At 63.0% G+C, this 24106-nt stretch carries 24 protein-coding genes, 1 pseudogene and 1 riboswitch; of the genes and pseudogenes, 11 read left to right on the top strand and 14 right to left on the bottom strand.

Annotation, left to right across the window (positions count from 1 at the left end; genetic code table 11):
* Positions 1–10 precede the first annotated feature (10 nt).
* From LOY34_RS03950 to LOY34_RS03930, 5 genes are all read right to left on the bottom strand, one after another.
* A complete protein-coding gene (locus tag LOY34_RS03950; RefSeq protein WP_093387958.1) occupies positions 11–2731 on the bottom strand; it encodes a LuxR C-terminal-related transcriptional regulator in 2721 nt (906 codons plus the stop codon).
* 205 nt (positions 2732–2936) lie between these two features.
* Positions 2937–4301: a DUF1329 domain-containing protein gene (locus LOY34_RS03945; RefSeq protein WP_093388214.1), complete on the bottom strand. Its 1365-nt coding sequence runs from the start codon at positions 4299–4301 to the stop codon at positions 2937–2939.
* 27 nt (positions 4302–4328) lie between these two features.
* On the bottom strand, positions 4329–6227 hold the full coding sequence (locus tag LOY34_RS03940) for a DUF1302 domain-containing protein (RefSeq protein ID WP_045196041.1): 1899 nt from the start codon (positions 6225–6227) through the stop codon (positions 4329–4331).
* 334 nt (positions 6228–6561) lie between these two features.
* Positions 6562–8244, bottom strand: coding sequence for a fatty acid--CoA ligase (locus LOY34_RS03935; protein ID WP_258664300.1), 1683 nt, complete (start codon positions 8242–8244; stop codon positions 6562–6564).
* A 129-nt stretch (positions 8245–8373) separates the two neighbouring features.
* Positions 8374–9003 (bottom strand): LysE family translocator, encoded by a 630-nt coding sequence (locus LOY34_RS03930; RefSeq protein ID WP_045196037.1) that lies wholly within the window; start codon positions 9001–9003, stop codon positions 8374–8376.
* Positions 9004–9150: 147 nt separating this feature from the next.
* On the opposite strand from LOY34_RS03930, the gene LOY34_RS03925 reads away from it, so the two are divergent.
* From LOY34_RS03925 to LOY34_RS03905, 5 genes are all read left to right on the top strand, one after another.
* The gene (locus LOY34_RS03925; RefSeq protein ID WP_195885674.1) at positions 9151–9729 is read left to right on the top strand and encodes an NAD(P)H-dependent oxidoreductase; all 579 of its coding nucleotides are present in this window, start codon (positions 9151–9153) and stop codon (positions 9727–9729) included.
* A 12-nt stretch (positions 9730–9741) separates the two neighbouring features.
* Positions 9742–10110 (top strand): MerR family transcriptional regulator, encoded by a 369-nt coding sequence (locus LOY34_RS03920; RefSeq protein WP_045196033.1) that lies wholly within the window; start codon positions 9742–9744, stop codon positions 10108–10110.
* A 20-nt stretch (positions 10111–10130) separates the two neighbouring features.
* Positions 10131–11093: a 2-hydroxyacid dehydrogenase gene (locus tag LOY34_RS03915; protein ID WP_195885673.1), complete on the top strand. Its 963-nt coding sequence runs from the start codon at positions 10131–10133 to the stop codon at positions 11091–11093.
* A gap of 51 nt (positions 11094–11144) precedes the next feature.
* The gene (locus LOY34_RS03910; protein ID WP_195885672.1) at positions 11145–12143 is read left to right on the top strand and encodes a class I SAM-dependent methyltransferase; all 999 of its coding nucleotides are present in this window, start codon (positions 11145–11147) and stop codon (positions 12141–12143) included.
* A 39-nt stretch (positions 12144–12182) separates the two neighbouring features.
* Positions 12183–12302: riboswitch (yybP-ykoY riboswitch) on the top strand.
* 88 nt (positions 12303–12390) lie between these two features.
* Positions 12391–12978 carry a TMEM165/GDT1 family protein gene (locus LOY34_RS03905; protein WP_045196027.1) on the top strand — a complete coding sequence of 196 codons (588 nt, stop codon included), beginning with the start codon at positions 12391–12393 and terminating at the stop codon, positions 12976–12978.
* 63 nt (positions 12979–13041) lie between these two features.
* Here LOY34_RS03905 and LOY34_RS03900 read toward each other — a convergent pair whose 3' ends face one another.
* Complete coding sequence (locus LOY34_RS03900) at positions 13042–13857, bottom strand: M48 family metallopeptidase (protein ID WP_045196578.1); 816 nt, start codon at positions 13855–13857, stop codon at positions 13042–13044.
* 155 nt (positions 13858–14012) lie between these two features.
* Between LOY34_RS03900 and LOY34_RS27440 the strand changes: the two are divergent.
* Positions 14013–15299: pseudogene (locus tag LOY34_RS27440) on the top strand (HAMP domain-containing protein); the annotation flags it as partial.
* 12 nt (positions 15300–15311) lie between these two features.
* Entirely contained in the window at positions 15312–16154 is an 843-nt protein-coding gene (locus LOY34_RS27435) for a methyl-accepting chemotaxis protein (protein ID WP_371128693.1), read from the top strand.
* Positions 16155–16212: 58 nt separating this feature from the next.
* Here the strand turns inward: LOY34_RS27435 and LOY34_RS03890 are convergent, their stop codons facing one another.
* Genes LOY34_RS03890 through LOY34_RS03880 form a run of 3 tightly spaced genes read right to left on the bottom strand, consistent with a single transcriptional unit; the run spans position 16213 to position 17291 of the window.
* The gene (locus LOY34_RS03890; protein WP_045196024.1) at positions 16213–16836 is read right to left on the bottom strand and encodes an SOS response-associated peptidase; all 624 of its coding nucleotides are present in this window, start codon (positions 16834–16836) and stop codon (positions 16213–16215) included.
* 12 nt (positions 16837–16848) lie between these two features.
* Positions 16849–17109, bottom strand: coding sequence for a putative signal transducing protein (locus tag LOY34_RS03885; protein WP_038997143.1), 261 nt, complete (start codon positions 17107–17109; stop codon positions 16849–16851).
* Positions 17109–17291 carry a CPXCG motif-containing cysteine-rich protein gene (locus tag LOY34_RS03880; protein ID WP_045196022.1) on the bottom strand — a complete coding sequence of 61 codons (183 nt, stop codon included), beginning with the start codon at positions 17289–17291 and terminating at the stop codon, positions 17109–17111. The genes LOY34_RS03885 and LOY34_RS03880 overlap by 1 nt, the downstream gene beginning before the upstream one ends.
* 124 nt (positions 17292–17415) lie before the next feature.
* On the opposite strand from LOY34_RS03880, the gene LOY34_RS03875 reads away from it, so the two are divergent.
* A complete protein-coding gene (locus tag LOY34_RS03875; RefSeq protein ID WP_045196020.1) occupies positions 17416–18579 on the top strand; it encodes a 1-acyl-sn-glycerol-3-phosphate acyltransferase in 1164 nt (387 codons plus the stop codon).
* A 48-nt stretch (positions 18580–18627) separates the two neighbouring features.
* Here LOY34_RS03875 and LOY34_RS03870 read toward each other — a convergent pair whose 3' ends face one another.
* Positions 18628–18888: a hypothetical protein gene (locus tag LOY34_RS03870; RefSeq protein ID WP_045196018.1), complete on the bottom strand. Its 261-nt coding sequence runs from the start codon at positions 18886–18888 to the stop codon at positions 18628–18630.
* Between the two features lie 159 nt (positions 18889–19047).
* Between LOY34_RS03870 and LOY34_RS03865 the strand changes: the two genes are divergently transcribed.
* Entirely contained in the window at positions 19048–19254 is a 207-nt protein-coding gene (locus tag LOY34_RS03865) for a hypothetical protein (RefSeq protein ID WP_045196016.1), read from the top strand.
* 63 nt (positions 19255–19317) lie between these two features.
* Here the strand turns inward: LOY34_RS03865 and LOY34_RS03860 are convergent, their stop codons facing one another.
* Positions 19318–19902, bottom strand: coding sequence for a YajG family lipoprotein (locus tag LOY34_RS03860; RefSeq protein ID WP_038997150.1), 585 nt, complete (start codon positions 19900–19902; stop codon positions 19318–19320).
* A gap of 174 nt (positions 19903–20076) precedes the next feature.
* On the opposite strand from LOY34_RS03860, the gene LOY34_RS03855 reads away from it, so the two are divergent.
* The gene (locus LOY34_RS03855; RefSeq protein WP_195885671.1) at positions 20077–20310 is read left to right on the top strand and encodes a hypothetical protein; all 234 of its coding nucleotides are present in this window, start codon (positions 20077–20079) and stop codon (positions 20308–20310) included.
* Between the two features lie 605 nt (positions 20311–20915).
* Positions 20916–22421: a malate dehydrogenase (quinone) gene (gene mqo, locus LOY34_RS03850; RefSeq protein ID WP_045196012.1), complete on the top strand. Its 1506-nt coding sequence runs from the start codon at positions 20916–20918 to the stop codon at positions 22419–22421.
* Between the two features lie 51 nt (positions 22422–22472).
* Here mqo and LOY34_RS03845 read toward each other — a convergent pair whose 3' ends face one another.
* The 3 genes from LOY34_RS03845 to LOY34_RS03835 all read right to left on the bottom strand — a co-directional run bounded on the left by LOY34_RS03845 (position 22473) and on the right by LOY34_RS03835 (position 23945).
* Positions 22473–22763, bottom strand: coding sequence for a PA4642 family protein (locus LOY34_RS03845; RefSeq protein ID WP_045196010.1), 291 nt, complete (start codon positions 22761–22763; stop codon positions 22473–22475).
* 70 nt (positions 22764–22833) lie between these two features.
* Complete coding sequence (locus tag LOY34_RS03840) at positions 22834–23301, bottom strand: hypothetical protein (RefSeq protein WP_258664299.1); 468 nt, start codon at positions 23299–23301, stop codon at positions 22834–22836.
* Between the two features lie 86 nt (positions 23302–23387).
* The gene (locus tag LOY34_RS03835) at positions 23388–23945 is read right to left on the bottom strand and encodes a hypoxanthine-guanine phosphoribosyltransferase (protein WP_010225758.1); all 558 of its coding nucleotides are present in this window, start codon (positions 23943–23945) and stop codon (positions 23388–23390) included.
* Positions 23946–24106: the final 161 nt, after the last annotated feature.

The following is a 24106-nucleotide window of genomic DNA, read 5'->3' as shown; positions in this document are numbered from 1 at the left end:
CGAGTCAAAGCTAGTGCAGCATGCCTAATGCCTTGGCCCGGGCCACCGCCTGGGTGCGTCGCTCGACGCCGAGCTTGCTGTTGATATGGCTGGCGTGGGTTTTCACCGTGTGCAGGGAGATGAACAGGCGCTCGCTGATTTCCTGGTTCGAGCAGCCCTGGGCGATCAGTTCGAGCACAGCCATTTCCCGGGCGCTCAAGGCCTCGCCGCTACCGCCCGCTTCAGTCGATTCAAGCGCGGGCAACAGCGCCAGCAAGCTGCTTTGCGCAGGCCCCTGGGGTTGCAGCAGCAACTGCTCGCGCAGCCATTGCGGGTGATCCTGCAACAGCCGCTGGAACGGCTGCAGGACGCCGCCGCGCGCGGAATCGAGCGCCAGCGCCAGCAGGCCGCGCGCCTGGGCTTCGTTGTTGTTGGCCAGCAGCAGCAACGTCCACTGGCACAGCGCAGTAACGCAAAGCATCTGCCCGCCACTGGCCTGGCCGCGCTCCACCAGTGCCTGCAAGCGCCGCCCGGCCTGTTCCAGGCGGCCCTGGGTGCGTTCGAGCAAGGCCTGCTGCAATTCGATATGCAGCGGCAGCAACGGGTGGAACTCCGGGGCGGCAGCCGCCTGCTCGCCCCCGTAGGTCTGGCCCAGGCGCAGCAGCCAGGATTCGGCCAGGTCGGTGCGCCCCTGGGCCAGCCACAGCTCGCATTTGACCAGGGTGATCATCGCCAGATAGAAAATCGGCGGGACGTCCCAGATGTGCATCAGCCGTTCGGCTTCAGCAAGCTCGGCAAAGGCTTCGGCAAAGCGCCCTTCACGGCCATCGAGCGAAGCGATCACGCAGTGGCCGATCAGTACGCTGATATCGCGACAGGCGCGCGCCTCGATCAACCCGGCCCGCAGGCGACTGCGGCCGGCCTCCGGTTGCAGCCGGGCCGCCAGCAGATAGCCTTCGTACAGGGTCAGGCGTGCCCGCGCCGCGTACAACCGTTGCGCCGACAAACCCTGCAGGCGCTGCAGGCCCTGGCGCACTTCATCGAGGGCGCGCAACACCTCGCCACGGGCGTGCAGCACCCGTGCCCGGTCGTAATGGGCCAGGGCTTCGAACAACGGGTTGCCGACCCGCTGGGCCAGCTCCAGTGCTTCGCGATTCCAGCCACGGGCACGCCAGAAATCGGCATCGGCGATGGCCAGGTTGGACAATGTCGAGAGGCACACCAGGCGCTGCCCGTAACGCTTGAACGGCAAGCTGTGCAGCGCTTCGGAGCAATATTCGAGGGTACGCTGGCGGTCGCCGCGACCACGGGCGATCACCCCGCTGAGCGCCAGCCACTGAGCGAGCATGGATTTCTGTGCGGTGGCCGAAGGCGCCGGCAAGAAGCGGCTCAGGTGGCTAGCCAGTTCTTCGGCGGCATCCAGCTGCCCGGCCAGGCCCAGGGCCCAGCTATACAGCACGATCAGCCGCGGTGTGCTGATCAGCAGGCTGTCGGGCAGGTCCATCTTCCAGCGCAGCAGCATGCCGACGTTCTGCTCGGCCAGCAGTTGCTCTTCGGAGAGGTTCTGCACCAGGTTGGCGGCCACGTCCAGGTGGCCGGCGCGCAAGGCCTGCTCAACGGCTTCATCGAGCAGGCCCTGGCCATGGAACCAGCGACAGGCGCGCAAATGCAGGCTCGACAGCGGCAGGCTGGCCTGACGGGTGCGCAGCAGGTCGGAGAACAAATGGTGATAGCGAAACCACCGCCCATGTTCGTCCAGCGGCACCAGGAACACCTGGTGGGCCTGCAGGTAACGGAGAATCTCGGCGCTGTCGTGGCTTTCGCGCAGGGCATCGCAAAGCTCGGCGCAAAAGCGCTCCTGGCAGGCGGTGTCGTAGAGAAAGCCTTGCACTTCGGCGGGCAGCATCTCGATGACTTCTTCAAGCAGGTAGTCGCGAATCAGCCCCTCGCCACCGTGCAGGGCCTGGGGCAAGGCGCTGTCGGCACCGGCCTCGTTGGCCGCCAGCAGCCAGAAACGCAAGCCGGCGACCCAGCCATCGCTGCGCTGGATCAGGTTGTCCAGCGCCTGGCCGCGCAACACCGTCGGTTGCTGGCCCAGCACGGCGAGGGACTCATCGGTGGTCAGGCGCAGGTCCTGCTCGTTGAGTTCAAGCAACTGGCGCGACAGACGCAGGCGCGCCAGGTGCCAGTCCGGCCGCTGGCGGCTGGTGACCAGCAACACCAGGCCGGGCGGCAGGTGATTGAGGAAAAACTGCAGGCAGCGGTCAAGCACCGGCCCCTGGGCCAGGTGGTAGTCGTCGAGCACCAGTAGCAAGGGGTTGTGTGGCTGCAGGTGACGGGCCAGTTCATCGAGCAGGCCGTCGAGCCACTCTTCGAAGGCAAACGGCTGGTGCCGCTGGCGCATCTTCAGCAAGCCCAGGGCCTGGCCGCCGAGGGCCGGGCAGTATTGCTGCAAGCCTTCGAGCAGGCGCTCGAGGAAGCGCCCGGGGTCGTTGTCGCGCCGGCTCAAACCCAGCCAGAGGCTGCTCCAGTGGTTGGGCAGGCCCTGGCAGAACTCCACCGCCAACGAACTTTTACCGAAACCCGCCGGTGCATTGACCAGCAGCAAGCGCCCGCCGAGCCCCGCCTGCAAACGCTGACACAAGCGCGCCCGCGGCACATGGCCTTCGGGCAGCGGCGGGCGAAAGAAACGGCCCTCCAGGACGCTCATGGCCTGGCTGGCGAACCCTTGCGTACGGGACAGATCAGTCATGGCCGGCTCGTTTTTAGTTAGGGAATCGTCGGCAGTACGGATCAGCGCAGACTAGCGGGTTAAACAGCACATTTGAAGACAATTGCCGCGCTTTGCGGAAAAAAGACTACAACAAAAAACGACAAGGCTCAGCCGACACGGATGCGCAAACAGAAACGCCCCGGCAAGCCGGGGCGTTCTGGGAGATCACACGGAGGTTTGAAACTTAGCGCACACCTTCCTGGCGAAGCGCTGCAGGCTGGAAGTCAGCCTTGGAGGCAGTGAACCCGAAGTCGTAGGCTCGCTTTTCCTCGTTCTTCATGCCCAGGGCCAGGTAGCGACCGGACTGCAGGTCGTAGATGGCTTCCAGGGTGTACCACGGCACCTGGACGTTGTAGTAGTCCTGGGAGTGGGCTTCGGACACGCGCCACAGCTGGTTGCGACCGTCGTACTGGTCGATCACCGCCGCTTGCCAGGTGTCTTCGTCGATGTAGAAGTCACGCTTGGCGTAGATGTGGCGCTGGCCCGGTTTCAGGGTTGCGACCACATGCCATACCCGGCGCAGTTCGTATCGGGCGAGGTCCTGGTTGATGTGCCCGGCCTTGATGATGTCGGCGTACTTGAGCTTGGGATCGTCAAGCTTGTAGCTGTTGGAGGCAATGAACAGCTCTTTCTTGCCTTCCAGCTTCCAGTCGTAACGGTCCGGCGCGCCGTTGTACATGTCCAGGTTGTCGGAGGTGCGCAGGCCGTCGGCGGCGGTACCCGGGCCGTCGTAGGACACTTGTGGCGCTGCCCGTACCCGGCGCTGGCCGGCGTTGTAGACCCACGCCTTGCGCGGCTCCTTGACCTGGTCGAGGGTCTCGTGCACCAGCAGTACAGTACCGGCCAGGCGCGCTGGCGCCGTCACCTTCTGCTTGAAGTAGAACAGCACGTTGCCCGGGTTGGCCGGATCGTAATCTTTCATCCGGTCGCGGAAGACGAACTGGTCCTGGAAGTACACCAGGCTGAACGAGCCGTTCTGCTGCGGCGTGGCCTGGGTCACCAGGCGAGTCACGCTGCCGCCACGGTAGCGGGTGATGTGGTTCCAGATCACCTCGACGCCGCTTTTCGGAATCGGGAACGGCACGGCGGTGTCGAAGTTTTCCAGACCGTTGCCGCCGCCAACCAGGTTGGTGCTGGTGGCGTTCTTCTTGATCGCCGCGAACACCGCGTCCGGTACGGTAGCGCCCCGGTGGGTCGGGTACACCGGCATCTTGAAGGTGTCCGGATAGCGCTTGAACATGGCGACCTGGCCAGGGGACAGTTTGTCCTTGTACTGGTCGACGTTCTGCGCGGTGATGGTGAACTTCGGTTGTTCGCTGCCATAAGGGTCGGCAAGGAAACCCTTGCTATCGACGCTACCGGCACTTTTGGCAAGCGGCTTCCAGGCCGTGATCGAGCCGTCGGCGTTACCGGCCTTTTCCGCACCCATCGGCGTCAGGCTGGCGCCCAGCTTGGCCGCCTCGTCGGCGGAAACCGCCGCCATGACACTGGTCGCCAACAGGGACAGGCCCAGTACACCGGCTTGCAGCAGAGTCTTGGTTGTTTTCATCTTCATGGTCGTCCTGAATCCGAATTCTTAGAAGTTCACGCCGAAGCTGAGGGCGATGAAATCGCGGTCATCCACGGTGGTGTACTTGCCGTCGAAGAAGTTGGTGTACGACAGGCTGGTGGTGTAGGTGTTCTGGTACTCGGCATCCAGGCCCAGGCTGATCGCCTTGCGCCCTTCCTCGAAGTTGCTGCCAGGGCCTGGCGAGTAGCCAGACACGTCATGGGACCAGGCCACGCTCGGCTTGAGGTTGACCCCGGCGAATACATCCGGGTAGTCCCAGATGGCGCGCGCGCGGTAGCCCCAGGAAGTACTGGTGGTGTAACCGTCGTTCTCGCAGTTGCGGCTGCGGTTGGCGTCCGAAGCGCCAGGGCCTGCGCCGTTGATGGTGCCGGTGTTGATGATCGCCGAGCAGGTATCGAGATTGCCTGCCCCTGGGGTTGCCGGCAGCGGGCCTGGGCCGTAAACCGGGTCGCGGCCGTAACGCACATCGTGGGCGCTTTCCAGGCCGCCGACATGGGTCACGCCGACTTCACCCACCACGGTCAGGCGGCTGGCGCCCATGACCTGGTCGAAGAAGTGCGTCAGGGTGGTCTGGAACTGGGTGATTTCCTTGCGCCGGTAGCCGTTCAGGTCCTGGCCCGGTACACCGTTGAGCAGCGAGGCGTTGGCCAGGGTGCCGCCAATCGGACGCACGCCGGCGTAGAGGATATCGGTGGTGTTGAGCTGCACCGGGGCGTTTGGCCGGTAGCTGATTTCACCGCTCCACGCCGTGCCGGTAGGCAGGGTGGTGGAGAAGCTCAGGCCGTACAGGCGGATGTCTTCCGGGTACTCGACAAAGTAGCTGGAGTTGCCGGCGACGATCAGCGGTGCCAACGGACGCAAGGCTGCGGGCAGCCCGGCCAGGCCGGCATAGACCCGCGGATCGGCACCGTGGGCGCTGAAGATCGGCGCACGGCTGTGGTAGTTCATGAAGTAGGCGCCGAACTCGGTGCCCAGCGGGTCGTACATGTAACGCAAGGCCACGCCGAACTGGCCGCTGTCTCGCGCATCGCGGTCAGGGCCACGGGCGACCCGCACACCTTCGCCATTGACGTCCACACCCTGGCTTGCGAGGAAGCCGCGGGCGGCCGCTGGCAACGCGTTGGCACTGTTGAGTACGCGCAGGTTATCGGTACAGCCGTCGGCAATGATGTCCGGCTGGGAGAAGAAGGTGCCGCAGTTGTCGACGACGGTCTGGTCCCATTCGAGCTGGTAGAAGGCTTCGCCCGAGAGGTTGTCGGTCAGGCTCTGGGACACATAGAACATGTTGACCGGAATCAGGCCTTCCTTGATTTCGGCACCCGGACGGCGGAAGGCCGCCACGTCGATCGGGTTGATCGAGTTGATACCGTTACCGATGAAGGTACTTTCACCCCAGCTGACCACCTGCTTGCCCAGGCGCACCGAGCCCGGCTGATCGGCGATCGAGTAGTTGTGGTAGACGAAGGCGTCGAGGATCTGCCCGCCGGACGACTTGGCGCCCTCTTTGCGGTTGGTGTCGCTGATGTCCTTGAACTCGCGATGCTCATCCTTGAGTTCGAAGTCGTACCAGTACTTGCCACGGACGAATACCCCGGTATCGCCGTACTTGAGTTCCAGGTCGTGGATACCCTTGAAGATTTTCGAGAAGGTCTCACCGCGCTTGAAGTTCAGGTGGCCGTCATCGGAGGTCTGCGACAACCCCTTGCCGCCGTTGTTGACGCCGATCAGGTTCTTGTTCGGGCTGGCTGTCGACCAGCTCGCCCCCACCGACAGCGACGAGTCGAACGAGCCTTCGATTTCACCGATGTTGAAACTGACGCCGAATGCAGGACCGGCGAGCGTAGAAGCGAGGCTGACGGCCAGGGGCAGTTTCGCCCGGCGCCAGAACAGATTTGCTGATGTCATCGACGCTACTCCATGTACTTTATTTTTATGGCAGTGAGTCCTTTGCAGAAACGCATCGCTCGAGCGGTGTGAGCGCACCTTTTTGCTCGAGCGAGTGGCTAGGCACATGCATGTGCGATCCCCCGTTCCTGAAAATCCCCTGAACCGACTATAGCCAGCAGGTTGAACTGCTTGATCCCTCTAAAGTGTGATTTGCATCCCAACCCCTCAGGCAGGGTCTGCATGACCGGCCACTACGCTGGCTGGGGGAAGAATGGCTTAATTTCGTCATTTGACAAGGCGCCCATGCGTCTGGCGTGCGGGTCGCGCCGCTTCAGGCGCGACCCGCCCGGCATTACAGGGTCGAGAGGAAGGTGCTGTTACTGGCTTGCCACTGGCTGATGTCCAGGCGAATGCGCTTCTTGTCGAGCTTGCCGACACTGGTCTTGGGAATTTCAGTAACAAGGGCGATCTGGCTGGGGATCGCCCACTTGTTGATGTGCCCCAGCTCCACGAATGGCTTGAGGTGTTCCTTGAGGACCTTGGCGTCGATGCTCTGGCCTTCGTGGATCACCAGCAAGGCAAATGGCCGCTCGCCCCACTGCGGGTCGGCGACACCGACCACCGCCACTTCGCGGATCGCCGGGTGGCGGCTGATCAGGTCTTCGAGCTCCAGTGACGAGATCCACTCGCCGCCGGTCTTGATCACGTCCTTGATGCGGTCACGGATATCGATCACGCCCATGCTGTCGAGGGTGGCGACGTCACCGGTGTGCAGCCAGCCGCCCTGCCAGAGTTCGGCGCCCTTCTCGGGCTCGCGGAAGTACCCCATGGTCAGCCACGGCGCGCGCAGCACCAGTTCGCCCTGGGTCTCGCCGTCGGCCGCCAGGAAGTTGCCGTTGCCATCGACAATCGCACTTTCCACCAACGGCACCGGCACCCCGGCCTTGATCCGGTAGGTGATGCATTCGTCTTCGCTGCCAGCCAGCAGCTCGTCGTTGAGGTGAGCGCAGGACACCAGCGGGCAGGTCTCGGACATACCGTAAGCGGCGGTCAGCTGAATTCCGTGGGCCTTGGCCGCCTCGTACAGGGCGCGGTTCAGGGCACTGCCGCCAATGATGATTTTCCAGCCGCCGAAGTCCTGTTGCTGGGCACCCTTGGCATTGAGCAGCATCTGCAGGATGGTCGGTACGCAATGCGAGAAGGTCACCTTCTCGTTGCGCCACAGTTCGCAAAGCATCTCCGGCTCGTAGCGCCCGGGGTAGACCTGCTTGATGCCGAGCATGGTCGCCACGTAGGGAATGCCCCAGGCATGGACATGGAACATCGGCGTGATGGGCATGTACACATCATTGCTGCCGAGCAGGCGCACGCTGTCGATACTGCCGGTGACCGTCGCAGCCGCCAGAGTGTGCAGCACCAGTTGCCGGTGGGTGAAATACACCCCCTTGGGGTTACCGGTGGTACCGGTGGTGTAGAACGTGGTGGCAACCGAGTTCTCGTCGAAATCAGGGAAGTCATAGACCGGGCTGGCGGCCGCCAGCAATTGCTCGTACTCGCCGACCAGGTTCGGCAGGTCGGCGGTTTTCTGCTCGCCATCGGTCAGCAGCAGGGTTTTCTCCACCGTGGTCAGTTGCCCGGCGATGGCCTGGTAGAGGCCGACAAAGTCGCTGTTGACCAGCACGAAGCGGTCATCGGCGTGGTTCATGGTGTAAAGGATCTGCTCCGGCGACAGGCGCACGTTGATGGTGTGCACCACCGCGCCAATCATCGGAATGGCGAACATGCATTCGAGGTAGCGATGGCTGTCCCAGTCCATCACCGCCACGGTGTCACCCGCCTTGACCCCCGCTTCGGTGAGCACATTGGCCAGCCGCGCGATGCGCTCGTTGAGGGTCAGGTAGCTGTAGCGCAGCTGATCGCGGTAGACGATCTCGCGGGTTTTCTCGTAACGGCTGCCGGACAGCAGCAGGCGCTTGATCAACAGCGGAAACTGATAAGCGTCCTCGGCAGGAGGAATGACGCGAGTCTGCAACATAGGAGTCCCTTTTCTAGAGTGCACAGGCTGGGCAAGACATGCCTTACTCTAGAACGCCTCCACAGCGGCCAAATCAGCCAAAGGAATGATTTGACCGCTGCAGGGATTAGTGGCGTTTGAACATCATTGTCAGTGCATTTCGGTGAAAGCGATCTTCACCCCCAGGGCAATCAGCACCGCGCCCATGGTGCGATCGAACCAGTGACCCATGCGGGCAAAGCCGGCGCGCACCCGCTGCTGGCTGAACAGCATGGCCACCAGGCAGAACCACAGGCCGGTGGCCACGGCCAGGTACAACCCGTAACCGGCCTGGATCGCCAGCGGCGTGTGCGGGTTGATGACCACGGTGAACAGCGACAGGAAAAACAGCGTCGCCTTAGGGTTCAGGCCATTGGTCATGAAGCCGGCGACAAAGGCCGCCCGCGGTGTGCGCTCGACCGTGGAGGCCTGCACGGCGTCGCTGCCAGGCGCGGCCGGGCGGGCGCGCAGGGCCTTGAAGCCGATGTACAGCAAGTAGGCGGCAGCCAGCCATTTCAGCGCATTGAACAGCATGATCGACTGCGACACGATCAGGCCGATACCCAGCAGCGAATAGCCGACATGCAGGAAAATCGCGGTACCGACGCCAAAGGCCGTCCAGGTACCGGCGCGCCGGCCGTGGGTAACACTCTCGCGCACCACCACGGCAAAGTCCGGGCCGGGGCTGGCTACAGCCAGCAGGTGGATCAAGGCGACAGTCAGAAATTCGGCCCAGTACATGGGGGCTCCTTGCGGCAAAAGGTCAAACGGGGGCAACACACTACGCCCTCGCAGACCTTTGAAACAATCCCTGTGGGTGCTGGCGCCTTGACTCTCCCCCTTGGGGCAGGCGTTAGCCTCAGCGCTTTGCCCCTGGAACTGCCTTCGATGAGCAAACGAATCCTGGTGATACTCGGCCACCCTTCGCGTAACAGTTTCTGCGCAGCACTGAGCGACAGCTACATCAGCAGTGCCCGCGACAAAGGCCATGAAGTCTGCCTGCTGGAGCTCGGCGAGCTGGCCTTCGACCCGATCCTGCGCGAGGGTTATCAACAGGTACAAGCTTTGGAGCCCGACCTGCTGCACGCCCAGCAGCTGATCAGCTGGGCCGAGCACCTGGTGCTGGTCTTCCCGGTCTGGTGGGGCGGGATTCCGGCGCTGCTCAAGGGCTTTCTCGATCGCGTCCTGCTACCCGGCTTTGCCTTCAAGTACCGCAACAACTCGCCCTTCCCCGAACAGTTGCTCAAAGGCCGCAGCGCCGACCTGCTGGTGAGCATGGACACCCCGCCCTGGTACTACCGCTGGGTCTACCGCATGCCGGCGCTGCAGCAGATGCGCCGCACGACCCTGGGCTTCTGTGGAATCAGGACGCAAAAGACGTTAACGTTTGGCCCCATCATCAGCTCGAGCGCAGGCCAGCGCGATGCCTGGCTGCAGCAGGCGCGCAGGCTGGCTCACCGGCACTAACAAGGACGTTCGATGTACATCGGCAAAGCCGCGCAGCTGTCCGGGGCAACCATCAAAAGCATTCGCCATTATGAGCGCATCGGCCTGCTGCCGGCGCCCAGGCGCCAGGGCCGTTATCGCCTGTATGACCAACACAGCGTCGCCCTGCTGAGCCTGATCAAGTGCGCGCAAAAGCTCGGCTTCAGCCTCAAGGAGATGCAAGCGCTGGTGAGTGATGATCAGGCCGGCTTGCCGATCGAGCGGGTGCGCCAGGCGATTGCCGGCAAAAGCGCCCAGCTGCAGGCGCAGATCCAGGCACTGCAGCAGCAACAGCAAGGCCTGCTTGAACTGCAAAGCAGCCTTGAGCACAGCCATTACGATTGCTTCGCCTACAACGCTTGAGCCCTTACTGGAGCCACCCTATGTCCATCTCCCGTCGCGCCGTGTTTCTCGACCATAGCTCCCTGGACCTCGGTGACCTGGCGCTGGATCGCCTCAAGGCCTGTTTCGATGAGCTGCAGCTCTATCCGGCCAGCGCCCCCGGGCAGGTCGCCGAACGCCTGCAGGGCGCCAGCGTGGCGATCAGTAACAAGGTCATGATCGACGCCGCCACCCTCGCCGCCTGCCCCGAGCTGAAGCTGATTCTGGTGGCCGCCACCGGCACCAACAATGTCGACCTGCAGGCCGCCCGCGCCCAGGGCGTGGTGGTCAGCAACTGCCAGGGCTACGGCACGCCGTCGGTGGCCCAGCACACCCTGGCCCTGCTGCTGGCCCTGGCCACACGCCTGAGCGACTATCAAAAGGCCGTCGCCAACGGCCAGTGGGGCCAGGCCAAACAGTTCTGCCTGCTGGACTTCCCCATCGTCGAGCTGGAGGGCAAGACCCTCGGCCTGCTCGGCCATGGCGAGCTGGGTGGCGCCGTAGCACGCCTGGCCGAAGCCTTCGGCATGCGCGTACTGCTTGGCCAGTTGCCCGGGCGCCCGCCCCGCGAAGACCGTATTGCGCTGGATGAGCTGCTGCCGCAGGTCGACGCGCTGACCCTGCACTGCCCGCTCAACGAGCACACCCGCAACCTGATCGGCGCCCGTCAACTGGACCTGCTCAAGCCCGGCGCCTTTGTGATCAACACCGCCCGCGGCGGCCTGATCGACGAGCAGGCCCTGGCCGATGCCCTGCGCGCCGGCCACCTGGGCGGCGCGGCTACCGACGTGCTGAGTGTCGAACCACCGGTCAACGGCAACCCGCTGCTGGCAGCCGATATCCCGCGGCTGATCGTCACCCCGCACAGCGCCTGGGGCGCGGTCGAGTCACGCCAGCGTATCGTCGAGCAATTGAGCGAGAACGCCGAGGCGTTTTTTGCCGGCAGCCCGCGCCGCCAGGTCTAAGCCCGGCCTGGCTCTGGTAAACTGCGCCACTTTTTTCAGGAGTCGCCGTCCATGGACCCGCGCAGTGAAGTGTTGCTTCGTCAGGCCGATCTTTTCCAGGGCTCGCTGTTGCTGGCCGGTTTGCCTGCCGACGACCTGCTCGGCAAGTTGCCTGCGGCCCGTGGCTGGAGCTGGCACGCCGGCGACCAGGCGGCGCTCGAGGCACGCTTCGCCGGGCGCAGCCACTTCGATGTAAACGCACCGGCCCAGGCTTTCGACGCCGCCGTGCTGTTCTTGCCCAAATCCCGGGACCTGGCCAATTACCTGCTCAACGCCCTGGCCTCGCGCCTGGCCGGTCGCCAGCTGTACCTGGTCGGCGAGAAACGCGGCGGCATCGAAGGCGCGGCCAAACAACTGCACGCCTTCGGCAAGCCGCGCAAACTCGACAGCGCCCGCCATTGCCAGCTGTGGCAGGTCACCGTCGAGCACGCCCCTGAAGCCAGGCCGCTGGAAAGCCTGGCCGAGCATTTCCAGCTGGAGCTGGCCGATGGCCCGCTGCAGATCGTCAGCCTGCCGGGCGTATTCAGCCATGGGCGCCTGGATCGCGGCAGCGCCCTGCTGCTGGAAAACCTCGACCAGCTGCCAACCGGCCACGTGCTGGATTTTGGCTGTGGCGCGGGTGTTCTCGGGGCGGCGATCAAACGCCGTTATCCGCAAAACCGCATCACCCTGCTTGATGTCGACGCCTTTGCCGTGGCCAGCAGCCGCCTGACCCTGGCCGCCAATGGTCTGGAAGGCGAGGTGATCTGCGGCGACGGCATCGATGCCGCGCCGCGCGAGCTGGACGTGATCATCAGCAACCCGCCGTTCCACACAGGTGTTCACACCAATTACCAGGCCTCGGAAAACCTGCTGCGAAAATCAGCCTATCATCTGAAAAAAGGCGGCGAAATGCGCTTGGTGGCCAACAGCTTCCTGCGCTACCAGCCGCTGATCGAAGAGGCCCTGGGCAACTGCCGGATCCGCGACGAGGGCCAAGGCTTTCGCATCTACCAGGCAACACGCGGTTAAAAAGAGCGCTTGCCGAAACGGATTTGCCTAGGCAGAATCCGCTCCGTCCTAGGGGAGTAGTCTCCCGCGAGCACCCAGCTCGCCCGGTACGCGTCAACATACTTGGTCTACAGACCATGGCGCGTGCGACCCACGGTCCGCACAGACGGACCCAGGGTTTGACAAGACCTATGACACGAACACCTTACCCGGGGCGGGAAGGCTGTACGTGTCATAGCCGTGTCGACCCGCCCCCGTAGGAATCCTGATGCTGGAATCATTGCTCGTCCCCACCGCGATCGTGGCCCTCGCCGAAATTGGCGACAAAACCCAATTGCTCGCGCTGATCCTTGCCGCGCGCTTTCGCAAGCCCTGGCCGATCATCGCCGGTATCATTGCCGCTACCCTGGCCAACCATGCCGCGGCCGGTGCCGTCGGCGCCTGGTTCAGCACCTTCTTCTCCGCCGCCACCCTGCACTGGATTCTCGCCGCAAGCTTTGCCGCCACGGCACTGTGGACGCTGATCCCGGACAAGATGGACGATGACGAAGCCAGCACCGCACGGCGCTTCGGCCCGTTCCTGACCACCCTGATCGCGTTCTTCATCGCTGAAATCGGCGACAAGACCCAGGTCGCCACGGTGATGCTGGCGGCGCAGTATCCGCACCTGATCATGGTCATTATCGGTACCACCCTGGGCATGCTGATTGCCAACGTGCCGGTGGTATTGGCGGGTAATTTTGCTGCAGAGAAACTGCCACTGACCCTGATCCGCCGCCTGGCGTCGGCTGCATTCTTTGTCCTGGCCGCGGTGGCGGTGTATTCGGCGATGCAGGTCAGTGGCTGGATCGGCTGAATACAATCGCAGGTCAAGCCCGCTCCTACAGTGGCCTGTGGGAGCGGGCATGACCTGCGATTTTTACTTGCGAGCCTGCTCGTACAACGGCATCACCTTCGGAATCGCCGCCTGCAACGAAGCCTGACGGCTGGCCGACGCCGGGTGAGTGCTCATGAACTCCGGCTGCGAGCCACCCGAGGCCTGGGCCATCTTGTCCCACAGGCTGATCGCCGCATTCGGGTTGTAGCCGGCGCGGGCGGCCAGCTCCAGGCCGATCAGGTCGGCTTCGTTCTCGTTGGCGCGGCTGTTGGGCAGGGTCATGCTGTACTGCACCACCGTGTCGGCGATCGCCATGCTGTCCTGGCCCAGGCCCAGCAGGGCACCGGCGCCCTGGCGAGCCATCTGTACGCCATAGGCCTTGGACATCGCCTCACGACCATGCTCACGCAGGGCGTGGGCGATTTCATGACCCATGACCGCAGCGAGCTCGTCGTCGGTCAGCTTGAGTTTTTCGATCAGGCCGCTGTAGACGAAGATCTTGCCACCCGGGCCGCAGTTGGCGTTGAGCTCGTCGCTCTTGATCAGGTTGACTTCCCAGTTCCACTGCGCCGAGTCCGGGCGGAACTGCGGGGCCTGGGCAATCAGGCGGTCAGCGATCAATTGCACGCGCTTGGCGTTGTTGCTGGTCTTGTCGAGCACACCCTTGCTGGATGCCTCGCCCAGGGTTTGCTGGTAGGACTGGGCATACATCTGGTTGACCTCATCGGTCGACAGCATGCTGAACATGTATTGCTTACGCTCGACACCCACGGCGCCGCCGCTGGTGGTGTTCACCGCCTGGCAGCCAGCGAGCAGGACGCTGGCGCTCAATGCACCGATTACAAATGACTTACGCATGAAAACACTCCCTTCGAACATGCCGCGTATCCTAGGCCGACTCCGTTGAGCCCGCCATATCCCTGACGAAGAATTCTCCAGACGGTGCTCATGCTTTCGCCCGGCCGGGCCGATAACGCAAGGCAGACGCCTTTCCTTGCGCTTGGAGCCCCCTCATGAAGTTCCGGTCGATCCAGTTTTCCGTCGCCGCCCTGGCCGGCGCCATTGTCCTGAGCATTGTCGCCGCCCTGGTGCTGTACGCCGTGTATTCCGGCGAACGTACCCAGGAGCTGGTGCAAAGCCGCACCCAGCAGCAGTTCGAGGCGGTGATCGAGCAGCGCCTGACCGCCCTGGCGCGGACCCAGGTCAGCGAGATCCAGCGCGGCCTGGAAGCACCGCTACTGATTGCCAGGGGCCTGGCTACCAGCAACGCCATGCTCGGCATGCAGGACGCCAGCGGCAATCCGCTGCTGAAGATCGAACGCCAGCAAATGATCGCCCTGCTCAAGCAGACAGCACTGACCAACCCGCTGATCCTCGGCACCTACCTGGGCTGGGAAAGCAACGCCCTGGACCACGACGACGCGCGCTTCGTCGGCACCTCGATCACCGGTATCGACAGCGCCAGCGGGCGCTTTCTGCCCTGGTGGTTCCGCAACGAAGACGGCAGCCTGGGCCTGGACAAACTGGCCGACGTCAACGACCAGACCGTCCTCGCCACCGGCGTGCGCGCCAGTGAGTACTACCTGTGCCCGCGGGAATCAAAGAAAGCCTGCGTGATCGACCCGGCACCTTACAAGGTAGGCGACAAAGTGGTGATGCTCGCCTCGTTCGTCGAGCCGATCATGATCGACGGCACGTTCCAGGGCATTGCCGGCGCCGACCTGTCGGTGAACTTCATCCAGGAACTGCTCAATACCGCCGATCGCCAGCTCTATGACGGTGCCGGCGAGCTGGCACTGGTGTCCGGCAACGGCCGCCTGGTGGCCTTTACCAAAGACCCGGGCAAATTCGGCGAGAAAGCCAGCGACGTCCTCGACGCCAATGCCGCCGCCACCCTGGCGCAACTGAGCGGCGAGAACCTGCACTACGAAGTCGACCAGGGCGCAGGCCGCATCGAGCTGTACTTGCCGTTCAAGATCGCCAATACCGACGCGCGCTGGACCCTGCTGCTGGAACTGCCGATCAGCGCGGTGATGGCCGATGTGCAGAAGTTGCAAAGCGACCTCAGCGACCAGCGCCGCACCGACATCACCGGCATGACCGTGGTCGGCCTGGGTATCGCCGCCCTTGGCCTGCTGGTGATCTGGCTGCTGGCCCACGGCATTGCCCGGCCACTGCGGCAGATGGTGGCGATGCTCGATGACATCGCCCAGGGCGAAGGCGACCTGACCCGCCGCCTGAGCAGCGACCGCGCCGACGAACTGGGCTCGATCGCCAAGGGCTTCAACACCTTCCTGAGCAAGTTGCAGGCGATGATCAGCCAGGTGGTGGCCTCGGTGCAGAAGGTCAGCGACTCCTCCGAACACACCGCCGACATCGCCATTCGCACCAACCAGGGCGTACACAAACAAATGGCCGAGATCGACCTGGTGGCCACCGCCGTGCACGAAATGACCGCTACCGCCCAGGACGTCGCGCGCAACGCCACCCATGCCGCCCAGGCCGCCAGCAATGCCGACCAGGCCGCACACCAGGGCCTGGCTATCGTGCGCGATACTTCCAGTTCGATCAGCGCCCTGGCCGAGGAAATCGGCCGAGCGGTGGGTGTGGTGCAGAACCTGGCGCGCGACAGCGAAAACATCAACGCCATCCTCACCGCCATCCGCGCGATTGCCGAGCAGACCAACCTGCTGGCGCTTAACGCTGCCATCGAGGCCGCTCGCGCCGGTGAGCAGGGCCGTGGTTTTGCCGTGGTCGCTGATGAAGTGCGCAACCTGGCGCAGAAAACCCAGCAGGCCACCGAAGAAATCCAGCAGATGATCCAGCAACTGCAGCAAGGTACCCGCGATGTGGTGCGGGTCATGGAAGACAGCCAGGGCAAGACCGACGACAGCGTGCAGCAAGCCGCGCGCGCTGCCCAGGCGCTGGAAAGCATTACCCAGGCAGTGTCGGTGATCAACGACATGAACACGCAGATTGCCAGTGCTGCCGAAGAGCAGAGCGCGGTGGCCGAAGACATCAACCGTAACGTGATCAATATTGGCCAGGTGGCCAACGAGGTGGCTGGCGGGGCGGATGAGTCGAGTACCGCCAGCGCCGAGCTGACCAAGCTGGCCGAGCAACAGCGGCGCTTGATCAATCAGTTCAGGGTGTAAAGCCAGCCCCCACAGAGCAAAGGGTCAGCTGAGGGAGCAGGCTTGACCCGCGGTGCTTTTAAGCCGGGGTCAGACACTCCGGCCCATTGAGCTTGGGATCATTGACCATATTGGCCAGCACCCGCTCACGCAGCGGCGCCTGGCCGCCCGCCAGCAGCTCGTACAAGCGCGCCGGCGGGGTTTCGGGATCGAGCCAGGCAGCCTGCCCGGCCTCATCGAGTATCAGCGGCCGGCGCTGGTTCAGCGCCGCCTGGGTTACCACCGCGGTACTCAGCCAGACCTGATCCTGCACCGGATATGCCTCCCAGATCGCTGCAAAAAACAACGACGAGCCCTCCCCCGGCGTCAGCCAGTACGGCCGCTTGCGCTGGGTGCCGCGCCATTCGTAAAAGCCGTTGGCCGGTAGCAGACAGCGACGCAGGCGAAACGCCTCACGGAACATCGGCTGTTCGGCCAGGGTTTCGGCGCGGGCGTGGGCCGGGGTGCGCGACAAGTCGGTTAGCCAGGCCGGGGTCAGGCCCCAGCGTGCCCGCGCCAGCTCCAGCTGGCCACCCTCGAGGCGGCGCTGGATCAGCACCGAGGCGCCGGGGGAGATATTCCATTGCGCTTGCTGGTCACTGGGAAATCCCGGCAGGGCAGCAAAGGCGGGAGACCAGCGAAACAGCGCATAACGTCCACACATGAGGGCAAAAACCTAGCAAATCAGGGTTCCGGGGATGTTCTCCGGTTCGTCGCCGGCAAGTGGCTGGGCGCTATTGTACGCGGCGATCAGCTCGCGTGCGCAGGCAGCCTGCTCATCGGCCACCGCCAAACCGAGCAAACCGTGCATCGGCAGGTCGCCCATGGCGCCCATCAGGTCGCGGCCGACCAGGTGCACTGTGATGCCTTCGCTGGCGAGCATGCCGATGAGCATTTGTGCTTCGAGCAGGCTTTCAGGGTCGTAGATTCGCTGCATCAGTCATTCTCACCATAAACGTCCAGCATCCATTCCTCGCCATGCACCTGCAGCACGAAACGGATCGGCTTGCAGCACACCTGACAGTCTTCGATGTACTCCTGATCACCGCCCGACAGGTCCACTGTCGTCTCGACTTCTTCACCACAATAAGGACAATCGTAAAGCGCTGTCTCCAGCATCGCGGCCTCCCGAGTGACTTGTGCGTATAATTGCCGGTCTATTTACAGGCCCTGAGTGTGTCTGAGCCGTTTTTCAGACCCCGGCCCTACCTATTACCCTAGCCGTTTCCAACAAGAGAGCATGATGGGCGAATTCGATGCCATCCGACCGTACGACGACGCTGAAGTCCCTGCCGTTCTGGCACGACTGCTCAGCGACCCGGCATTCCTCGATATCCTCACCCACTTCCGCTTCCCGCGCATGGCCGGGGCCTTCGGCTGGCTGCTCAAGCCGCTGATCGCCCGGCGCCTGCGCAAAGAGTTTGCCGGGGTTACCTGCGTTTCGACCCTGCAGGACAAGGTCGAGTACTACGTCGACCATACCATCGAGCGGGCAACCGACGGCGTGACCTACACCGGCGTCGAGCAGCTCAAGGCCGGTACCGCCTACCTGTTCCTGGCCAACCACCGCGACATCGTCATGGACCCGGCCTTCGTCAACTATGCCGTGTACCACGCCGGCCTGCCGACCCCGCGCATCGCCATCGGCGACAACCTGCTGCAAAAACCGTTCGTCAGCGACATGATGCGCCTGAACAAGAGTTTCATCGTGCACCGCTCGATCACCGGCCGGCGGGAAAAGCTCGCGGCTTACCAGCTGCTGTCGGCCTACATCAACCATTCGATCCGTAACGACGGCCAGTCGATCTGGATCGCCCAGGCCGAAGGCCGGGCCAAGGATGGTGATGACCGTACCGATTCGGCAATCCTGAAAATGTTCCACATGAGCCGCAAGGACGAGCCGTTTGGCGCCGTGATCCAGTCGCTGAACCTGAGCCCGGTGTCGATCAGCTACGAGTACGACCCCTGCGACCAGGCCAAGGCCCGCGAGCTGTATATCCGCGCCACCACCGGCACCTACAGCAAGGCGCCGGGTGAAGACGACATCAGCATCGCCCAGGGCATCACCGGCTACAAAGGCCGCGTGCACATCAACTTTGCCCCGCCGGTGACGGAGTTCGTCGAGGACACCAAGCAACTGGCAGCAGAGATTGACCGGCAGATTCTGGCCGGCTACCGGTTGTTCCCGGTGCATTACCTGGCCTATGCGCAGTGGGCCGATGCCGACCCGGCGCTGGAGGTGCCAGCAGCGGCCAAAGTGTTTGCGGCCGATGAACTGGCCCGCGCCCAGGCCGAATGGCAGCGCCGCCTGGACGCCTGCCCGGCCGAACAGCGGCCGTACCTGGTGCAGCAGTATGCGATGCCGGTACGCAATCAGTACCGGGTCAAGGCAGGGTTGGCGTTGTAAATTTATCGCGGGTCAAGCCCGCTCCCACAATTAACTTGGGAGCAGGCTTCACACCCAGGTGCTGAACCAGGACAACAGCAAGGCCAGCGCCAGGAAGGCAAAGCCAAGAATGTAGTAGAAGCGGTTGATGCGCAGGCTCATGCCATCGATCACCGCTTCATCACCAGCCAGGCCCGCCAGGGTTTGCGCCGCGCGGCGGCGGGCACTGTGCAGCAGCAGGCCGCCCGGGCAGGTCAGCAGCAGGGCCAGCAGATTGATCAGCTTGGCCGGATGGGCGGCGAACAGCCCCCAGATCACTTGCAACGACATCGCAAAACCTCAAAGAGTACTTTCGACACGGCGGGCATTCTACCCAAGCGCCGTGCCCTTGCCTGTGCTTTGCGACAAATGACGATTAATTCCCGGCGTCACACGCTCGTCATCAAGACACGCCACTCTGTTGGCCGTCGCCACTCACCGGAGCTTGTCATGCTGCACGCCGAAAACCAGGACCGCCTCTACCTGATCGCCCAGAGCGATGAGCAGCAGGCGTTGATCGACGGCCTGGCGTTCAACGTCCAGGACCGCCAATGGCTGGTGTACTGCGCCCTGGGCGGGCATGCCCATGAAGACCTGCCCGAGGTCGACGGCCCTACCGGCATCAGCGTGCTGGACTTCTACGTCGAAGCCGCCTGAACCTGCAAAAACACAAAAGCCCGATGCCTGCCATGCAGACATCGGGCTTTTTGCTGGTGAGGCTTATTCGCCGAGGATCTGGCCGATGGCCTGGTCCTTGAACAGGCGGGTCAGCGCATCGCTGAGCACATCACCCACCAACTTGGTGTTGGTTTCCTGGTTCGGCGCCATGCCGAAGCGCTGGTCCAGCGACGCGCCGTAGCGGCCGCTGTAGCGACGGTTGGCGTTGGCCACGTCAGCCTTGAAGGTTGCGCCGATGGTGGCTTCGGTCACGTACATGCCTTCTTTGGGCGACTGGTACTTGAGCTCGGCCAGGGTCACGGTCAGCTGCGGCGCGTTGTAGGCGTTCGGCGTCGGGGTAAAGCCCAGCAGGCGCACAGCTGCTTCGGCCTGGGCCTGCAGTTTTGGCAGGATGTCGTTGCCGGTCACGGTGATGGCGCTGGTTTCAGGGTACAGGCCGCCACGGGTGCCGAGGGTTTGCGAAGCGCGGCCATCGACCACCTTGACCACCACTGGCTGGCCATGACCGACCGGCGCCAGCTGGGCGTTGAGTTTCGGTTGCGGGCTGAGTTGTTGCGGGCTGTGGGCACAACCGGCCAGGGTCAGACTGGTCACCGCGATCAAACCGAACAACAAACGTTGCAACATGCTCATCTCTCCAGAATAGGCAGCAAAGGCCGCCAGTATAACCAGCACGGGGCAGCCCAGCTATCGGCGTGCCATTAGTGAATAAGACAGGCATACCCGGGCCCGGTTCGCTGTCACAATCGTTTCATCACTGGCTGGTTATCCTTGCCTCAGTTCTCCACAGGGATACCCGCCATGTCCTCGCTCCTGGCCCTGCTGTTCAAACGCACCCCACAACGCTGCTTCGCCCGCCTCGACGCCCACGGCCTTTGCCAGGCCTTCAAGCAGTGCGCGCAGGCCCCGGCGACCAGTGGCTGGGTGGAAATAAGCGAAATTCGCCTCGCCTGGCTTAACCGTCCGCTGCCCGCCAGCGCCCGTGTTTCAAAGCGTGTCAGTGGAAACTGGCTGCAACGCAGCCTCGCCGCCTGAGTTTTGCCTCAATAAAAGTCGCTAATAAAGAGCTTTTCTGCCCGCGACATCGCTATAATCTCCCCCCGATTATAAGGACGTCTCCTGATCGGGCCTCGCAGTACCGCCAATGCCCAGCATTGCGCATCCCCCGCACCGCCCACAGAGAGCCTTCCACACAGGTCTTGCACCAGCCAGTGTGCCTGCGTCATCCGGCCATCTGCTCTGCCTGAACCTGCCGGGTCTGCCATCGCGCAGCCCATTTTGAGGTTCACGTCTCCAAAAGAGCGTGAAAAAACGGGTTTTCACAACTTCACGAGAGTGTGGCGAGCAATGAACAGTCTGGCATGTGCAAAAGCACCTAAAGTGTCCCGAACAGCCCTGAACAGCTGGCAACAGCGCTCATTTGCAATGGGTGCCTGAAACCGGTCCATAACGCACGACGGATACCTTGACCATAAGTCGAATTGCCGCACCGGCTGTAAAATGCGTTCATAGGCAACGCAAAGCCCGGTTGGTGGTGTCCGCTGAAGTTGCAAAAACTGCGAATAATCGGACATGGCGATCCTGGCAAGCCAGGGATCCTATGCTGTCAATTTGGTGCTGAAGATTTTGGAGACGCGTTAATGGCGCAGAACGAAGCAGTCGATGTAGTACTGGTAGGGGCAGGCATCATGAGTGCCACCCTGGCCGTACTGCTCAAGGAACTCGACCCGGCGATCAAGCTGGAAGTCGTCGAGTTGATGGATTCGGGTGCCGCGGAAAGTTCCAACCCGTGGAACAACGCCGGGACCGGCCATGCCGGGCTGTGTGAACTGAACTACACGCCACAGGCCGCCGACGGCAGCATCGATATCAAGAAAGCGGTGCATATCAATACCCAGTTCGAGGTGTCCCGGCAGTTCTGGGCCTACCTGAGCAAAAAGGGTGCGTTCAGCTCGCCGCGGGCGTTCATCAACCCCGTGCCGCACCTGAGCTACGTCGAGGGCGAGAAGGGCATCAGCTTCCTCAAGAAGCGTTTCGAGATGCTCAAGCAGCACCACGCCTTCAGCGAAATGGAGTACACCGAAGACAAGGCGGTGATGAACGAGTGGATGCCGCTGATGATGCCGGGTCGCCCTGCCGACCAGCAGATCGCCGCCACCCGCGTCATGAAAGGCACCGACGTCAACTTCGGCGCGCTGACCAACAAGCTGCTCAAGCACCTGGCCAACGCCCCCGAAGCACAGGTCAAGTACTGCAAGAAAGTCACCGGCCTGCGCCGTAACGGCAGCGGCTGGACCGTCAGCATCAAGGACGTCAACAGCGGCAGCAGCCGTGAAGTCGATGCCCGCTTCGTGTTCCTCGGCGCCGGTGGCGCGGCCCTGCCGCTGCTGCAACTGTCGGGTATCGAAGAGAGCAAGGGCTTTGGCGGCTTCCCGGTCAGCGGCCAGTGGTTGCGTTGCGACAACCCGGAAGTGGTCAAGCGCCACCAGGCCAAGGTCTACAGCCAGGCCGCGGTAGGTTCGCCACCGATGTCGGTGCCGCACCTGGATACCCGCGTGGTCGACGGCAAGACCTCGCTGCTGTTCGGCCCGTACGCAGGCTTCACCACCAAGTTCCTCAAGCACGGCTCGTTCCTCGACCTGCCGCTGTCGGTACGCATGGGCAACATCGGCCCGATGCTGGCCGTGGCCCGCGACAACATGGACCTGACCAAGTACCTGGTCAGCGAAGTGATGCAGTCGATGGAGCAGCGCCTGGATTCACTGCGCCGCTTCTACCCCGAGGCCAAGGCCGAGGACTGGCGTCTGGAAGTGGCTGGCCAGCGCGTGCAGATCATCAAGAAAGACCCGAAAAAAGGCGGCATCCTGCAGTTCGGTACCGAACTGGTTGCAGCCAAGGACGGCTCCCTGGCCGCCCTGCTCGGTGCTTCCCCTGGTGCTTCGGTAACCGTGTCGATCATGCTGGATCTGATCGAGCGCTGCTTCCCCGAGCAAGCCAAGGGCGCCTGGGCGGCCAAGCTCAAGGAAATTTTCCCGGCCCGGGAAAAGGTCCTGGCCACCGACGCTGCCCTGTACCACAAGATCAGTGCGTACAACGACGAGGCCCTGGGCCTGGTCGAAAGCAGCCCGGCGCAGAGCTACGCATAATCTGCCGGCATAAAAAACGCCCTTCGGGGCGTTTTTTTATGGGCGCTGGTATCAGCCGCGAGCCTTGTCGATGATCTCGGTGTACTCGGGCGCATTGCGCTGATCCGCGATGGCTTCGACGAAGGTCTTACCGTGCTCGTCCTTGCCGTCCAGGTCATAACCAGCCTCGACGAAGAAGCCGACATAGCGCTCGAAGTCATCGACGCGCAGGCCGCGGTAGCCCTTGATCAGCTTGTGATGCGAAGGCGAAGTTACGCCATCGGCCGGCTCGTATTGCAGGAACGACTTAATGTAGTCATCACTGATCTCATCACCAATCACTTGCTTCTTGTCTTTACGCATTGCCGACTCCAACTGAACCATCACGGACATTTTCACGGGCCGGCAGTTTACCCCCGGGCAACGCCGGCACTCAACGCGCGCGTACGCTTCCGGTATGCAGATCGGCCCAGATGTGACCGTTGGGATAGCTGAGGAACTGCACATAGATGGTATCGTTGCGCAGCAGGTCGAGCATCACCCGGTACTGGGCCAGCGGGTAGTTGAGTGTGAGGGTTTTGCTCTTGTCGTCGAACACCGGCTTTTTCAGGCTTTTGCTTTCGGCATCGAAGCTGATCAGTACCTGGCTGATGGTCGCGCCCTTGCTCAGCGGCTTGCCCTTGAGGCGCAGAATCAACGGTGAGGTGACCGGAATCGGTTGCTGGTTGGACTGGCGCTGGTTGCCCACTACCACCGAATAGCTGGTGACCTGCAGCAACTGCTGCGAATCGGCAACTTCCTTACGCAGCCCGAGGTCGTCGGGCGGCAGGAACTGGCTGTGCAGGGGCGCCGCAGCCAGCGGCATGCTCAGCAGGAACAGCAGGGGGAAAATCGCACGCATGTCAGGCTCCTTGGGGGCAGCCTGGCACTCTAGCATGGGGTAAGGCAAACGGGGCAAGCCGGGTCGACCGGCCCCGCCTGTGGACCTCAGAGACCCTTTACAGCGTAGATACCGTTAGCGTTGCGCCAGTAGCCTTTGTAGTCCATGCCATAACCGAACACATAGCGGTCAACACAGCTCAAGCCGCAGAAGTCAGCCTTGAGGTCGGCGCTGGCCTTGCGGTCGTGGTCCTTGTCGATCAGCACGGCAGTGTGCACGGCGCGGGCACCGGCATGCTTGCAGAAATCGATGATTGCGCTGAGGGTATGACCTTCGTCAAGAATGTCGTCGATGATCAGCACGTCACGATCGATAAACGAGACTTCCGGCTTGGCCTTCCAGAACAGGTCGCCGCCGCTGGTCTGGTTGCGGTAGCGGGTGGCGTGCAGGTAGGACGATTCCAGCGGGAATTGCAGATGGGTCAGCAGTTTGCCGGCGAAGATCAGGCCGCCGTTCATCACACAGAACACTACCGGGTTGCTGTCGGCCAGCACCTCGGTGATTTGCGCGCCCACGCGGGCGATGGCGGCCTCGACTTCGGCTTCGGTGTGCAGGCAGTCAGCCTCGCGCATGACTTGACGGATGTGCTCGAGATCGGCGGACATGGCGCTCTCCAAGGGGCGGCAATTGAGAAAAGCGGGCAAAGGTACGCATCCCGTCGCATCAGATCAAGCATTTCTGGACTAACGTCCAGTAAGTCTGAGGACATGCATGGCTGAATAGATTAATCTAGCGCGGTTTTTTTGCCCGCCCCCCGGAGCTTTTC

Origin of the sequence: Pseudomonas sp. B21-009, assembly GCF_024749345.1 — a bacterium.
Taxonomy (GTDB): Bacteria; Pseudomonadota; Gammaproteobacteria; order Pseudomonadales; family Pseudomonadaceae; genus Aquipseudomonas.
This window is presented reverse-complemented; position numbering and strand designations above follow the sequence as displayed.

What these genes read in the sequence shown, in the direction of transcription:
- LOY34_RS03950 (WP_093387958.1), bottom strand. Translation starts at nt 2,731, where the DNA reads ATGACTGATCTGTCCCGTACGCAAGGGTTCGCCAGCCAGGCCATGAGC.
- LOY34_RS03945 (WP_093388214.1), bottom strand. Translation starts at nt 4,301, where the DNA reads ATGAAAACAACCAAGACTCTGCTGCAAGCCGGTGTACTGGGCCTGTCC.
- LOY34_RS03940 (WP_045196041.1), bottom strand. Translation starts at nt 6,227, where the DNA reads ATGACATCAGCAAATCTGTTCTGGCGCCGGGCGAAACTGCCCCTGGCC.
- LOY34_RS03935 (WP_258664300.1), bottom strand. Translation starts at nt 8,244, where the DNA reads ATGTTGCAGACTCGCGTCATTCCTCCTGCCGAGGACGCTTATCAGTTT.
- LOY34_RS03930 (WP_045196037.1), bottom strand. Translation starts at nt 9,003, where the DNA reads ATGTACTGGGCCGAATTTCTGACTGTCGCCTTGATCCACCTGCTGGCT.
- LOY34_RS03925 (WP_195885674.1), top strand. Translation starts at nt 9,151, where the DNA reads ATGAGCAAACGAATCCTGGTGATACTCGGCCACCCTTCGCGTAACAGT.
- LOY34_RS03920 (WP_045196033.1), top strand. Translation starts at nt 9,742, where the DNA reads ATGTACATCGGCAAAGCCGCGCAGCTGTCCGGGGCAACCATCAAAAGC.
- LOY34_RS03915 (WP_195885673.1), top strand. Translation starts at nt 10,131, where the DNA reads ATGTCCATCTCCCGTCGCGCCGTGTTTCTCGACCATAGCTCCCTGGAC.
- LOY34_RS03910 (WP_195885672.1), top strand. Translation starts at nt 11,145, where the DNA reads ATGGACCCGCGCAGTGAAGTGTTGCTTCGTCAGGCCGATCTTTTCCAG.
- LOY34_RS03905 (WP_045196027.1), top strand. Translation starts at nt 12,391, where the DNA reads ATGCTGGAATCATTGCTCGTCCCCACCGCGATCGTGGCCCTCGCCGAA.
- LOY34_RS03900 (WP_045196578.1), bottom strand. Translation starts at nt 13,857, where the DNA reads ATGCGTAAGTCATTTGTAATCGGTGCATTGAGCGCCAGCGTCCTGCTC.
- LOY34_RS27435 (WP_371128693.1), top strand. Translation starts at nt 15,312, where the DNA reads ATGATCAGCCAGGTGGTGGCCTCGGTGCAGAAGGTCAGCGACTCCTCC.
- LOY34_RS03890 (WP_045196024.1), bottom strand. Translation starts at nt 16,836, where the DNA reads ATGTGTGGACGTTATGCGCTGTTTCGCTGGTCTCCCGCCTTTGCTGCC.
- LOY34_RS03885 (WP_038997143.1), bottom strand. Translation starts at nt 17,109, where the DNA reads ATGCAGCGAATCTACGACCCTGAAAGCCTGCTCGAAGCACAAATGCTC.
- LOY34_RS03880 (WP_045196022.1), bottom strand. Translation starts at nt 17,291, where the DNA reads ATGCTGGAGACAGCGCTTTACGATTGTCCTTATTGTGGTGAAGAAGTC.
- LOY34_RS03875 (WP_045196020.1), top strand. Translation starts at nt 17,416, where the DNA reads ATGGGCGAATTCGATGCCATCCGACCGTACGACGACGCTGAAGTCCCT.
- LOY34_RS03870 (WP_045196018.1), bottom strand. Translation starts at nt 18,888, where the DNA reads ATGTCGTTGCAAGTGATCTGGGGGCTGTTCGCCGCCCATCCGGCCAAG.
- LOY34_RS03865 (WP_045196016.1), top strand. Translation starts at nt 19,048, where the DNA reads ATGCTGCACGCCGAAAACCAGGACCGCCTCTACCTGATCGCCCAGAGC.
- LOY34_RS03860 (WP_038997150.1), bottom strand. Translation starts at nt 19,902, where the DNA reads ATGTTGCAACGTTTGTTGTTCGGTTTGATCGCGGTGACCAGTCTGACC.
- LOY34_RS03855 (WP_195885671.1), top strand. Translation starts at nt 20,077, where the DNA reads ATGTCCTCGCTCCTGGCCCTGCTGTTCAAACGCACCCCACAACGCTGC.
- mqo (WP_045196012.1), top strand. Translation starts at nt 20,916, where the DNA reads ATGGCGCAGAACGAAGCAGTCGATGTAGTACTGGTAGGGGCAGGCATC.
- LOY34_RS03845 (WP_045196010.1), bottom strand. Translation starts at nt 22,763, where the DNA reads ATGCGTAAAGACAAGAAGCAAGTGATTGGTGATGAGATCAGTGATGAC.
- LOY34_RS03840 (WP_258664299.1), bottom strand. Translation starts at nt 23,301, where the DNA reads ATGCGTGCGATTTTCCCCCTGCTGTTCCTGCTGAGCATGCCGCTGGCT.
- LOY34_RS03835 (WP_010225758.1), bottom strand. Translation starts at nt 23,945, where the DNA reads ATGTCCGCCGATCTCGAGCACATCCGTCAAGTCATGCGCGAGGCTGAC.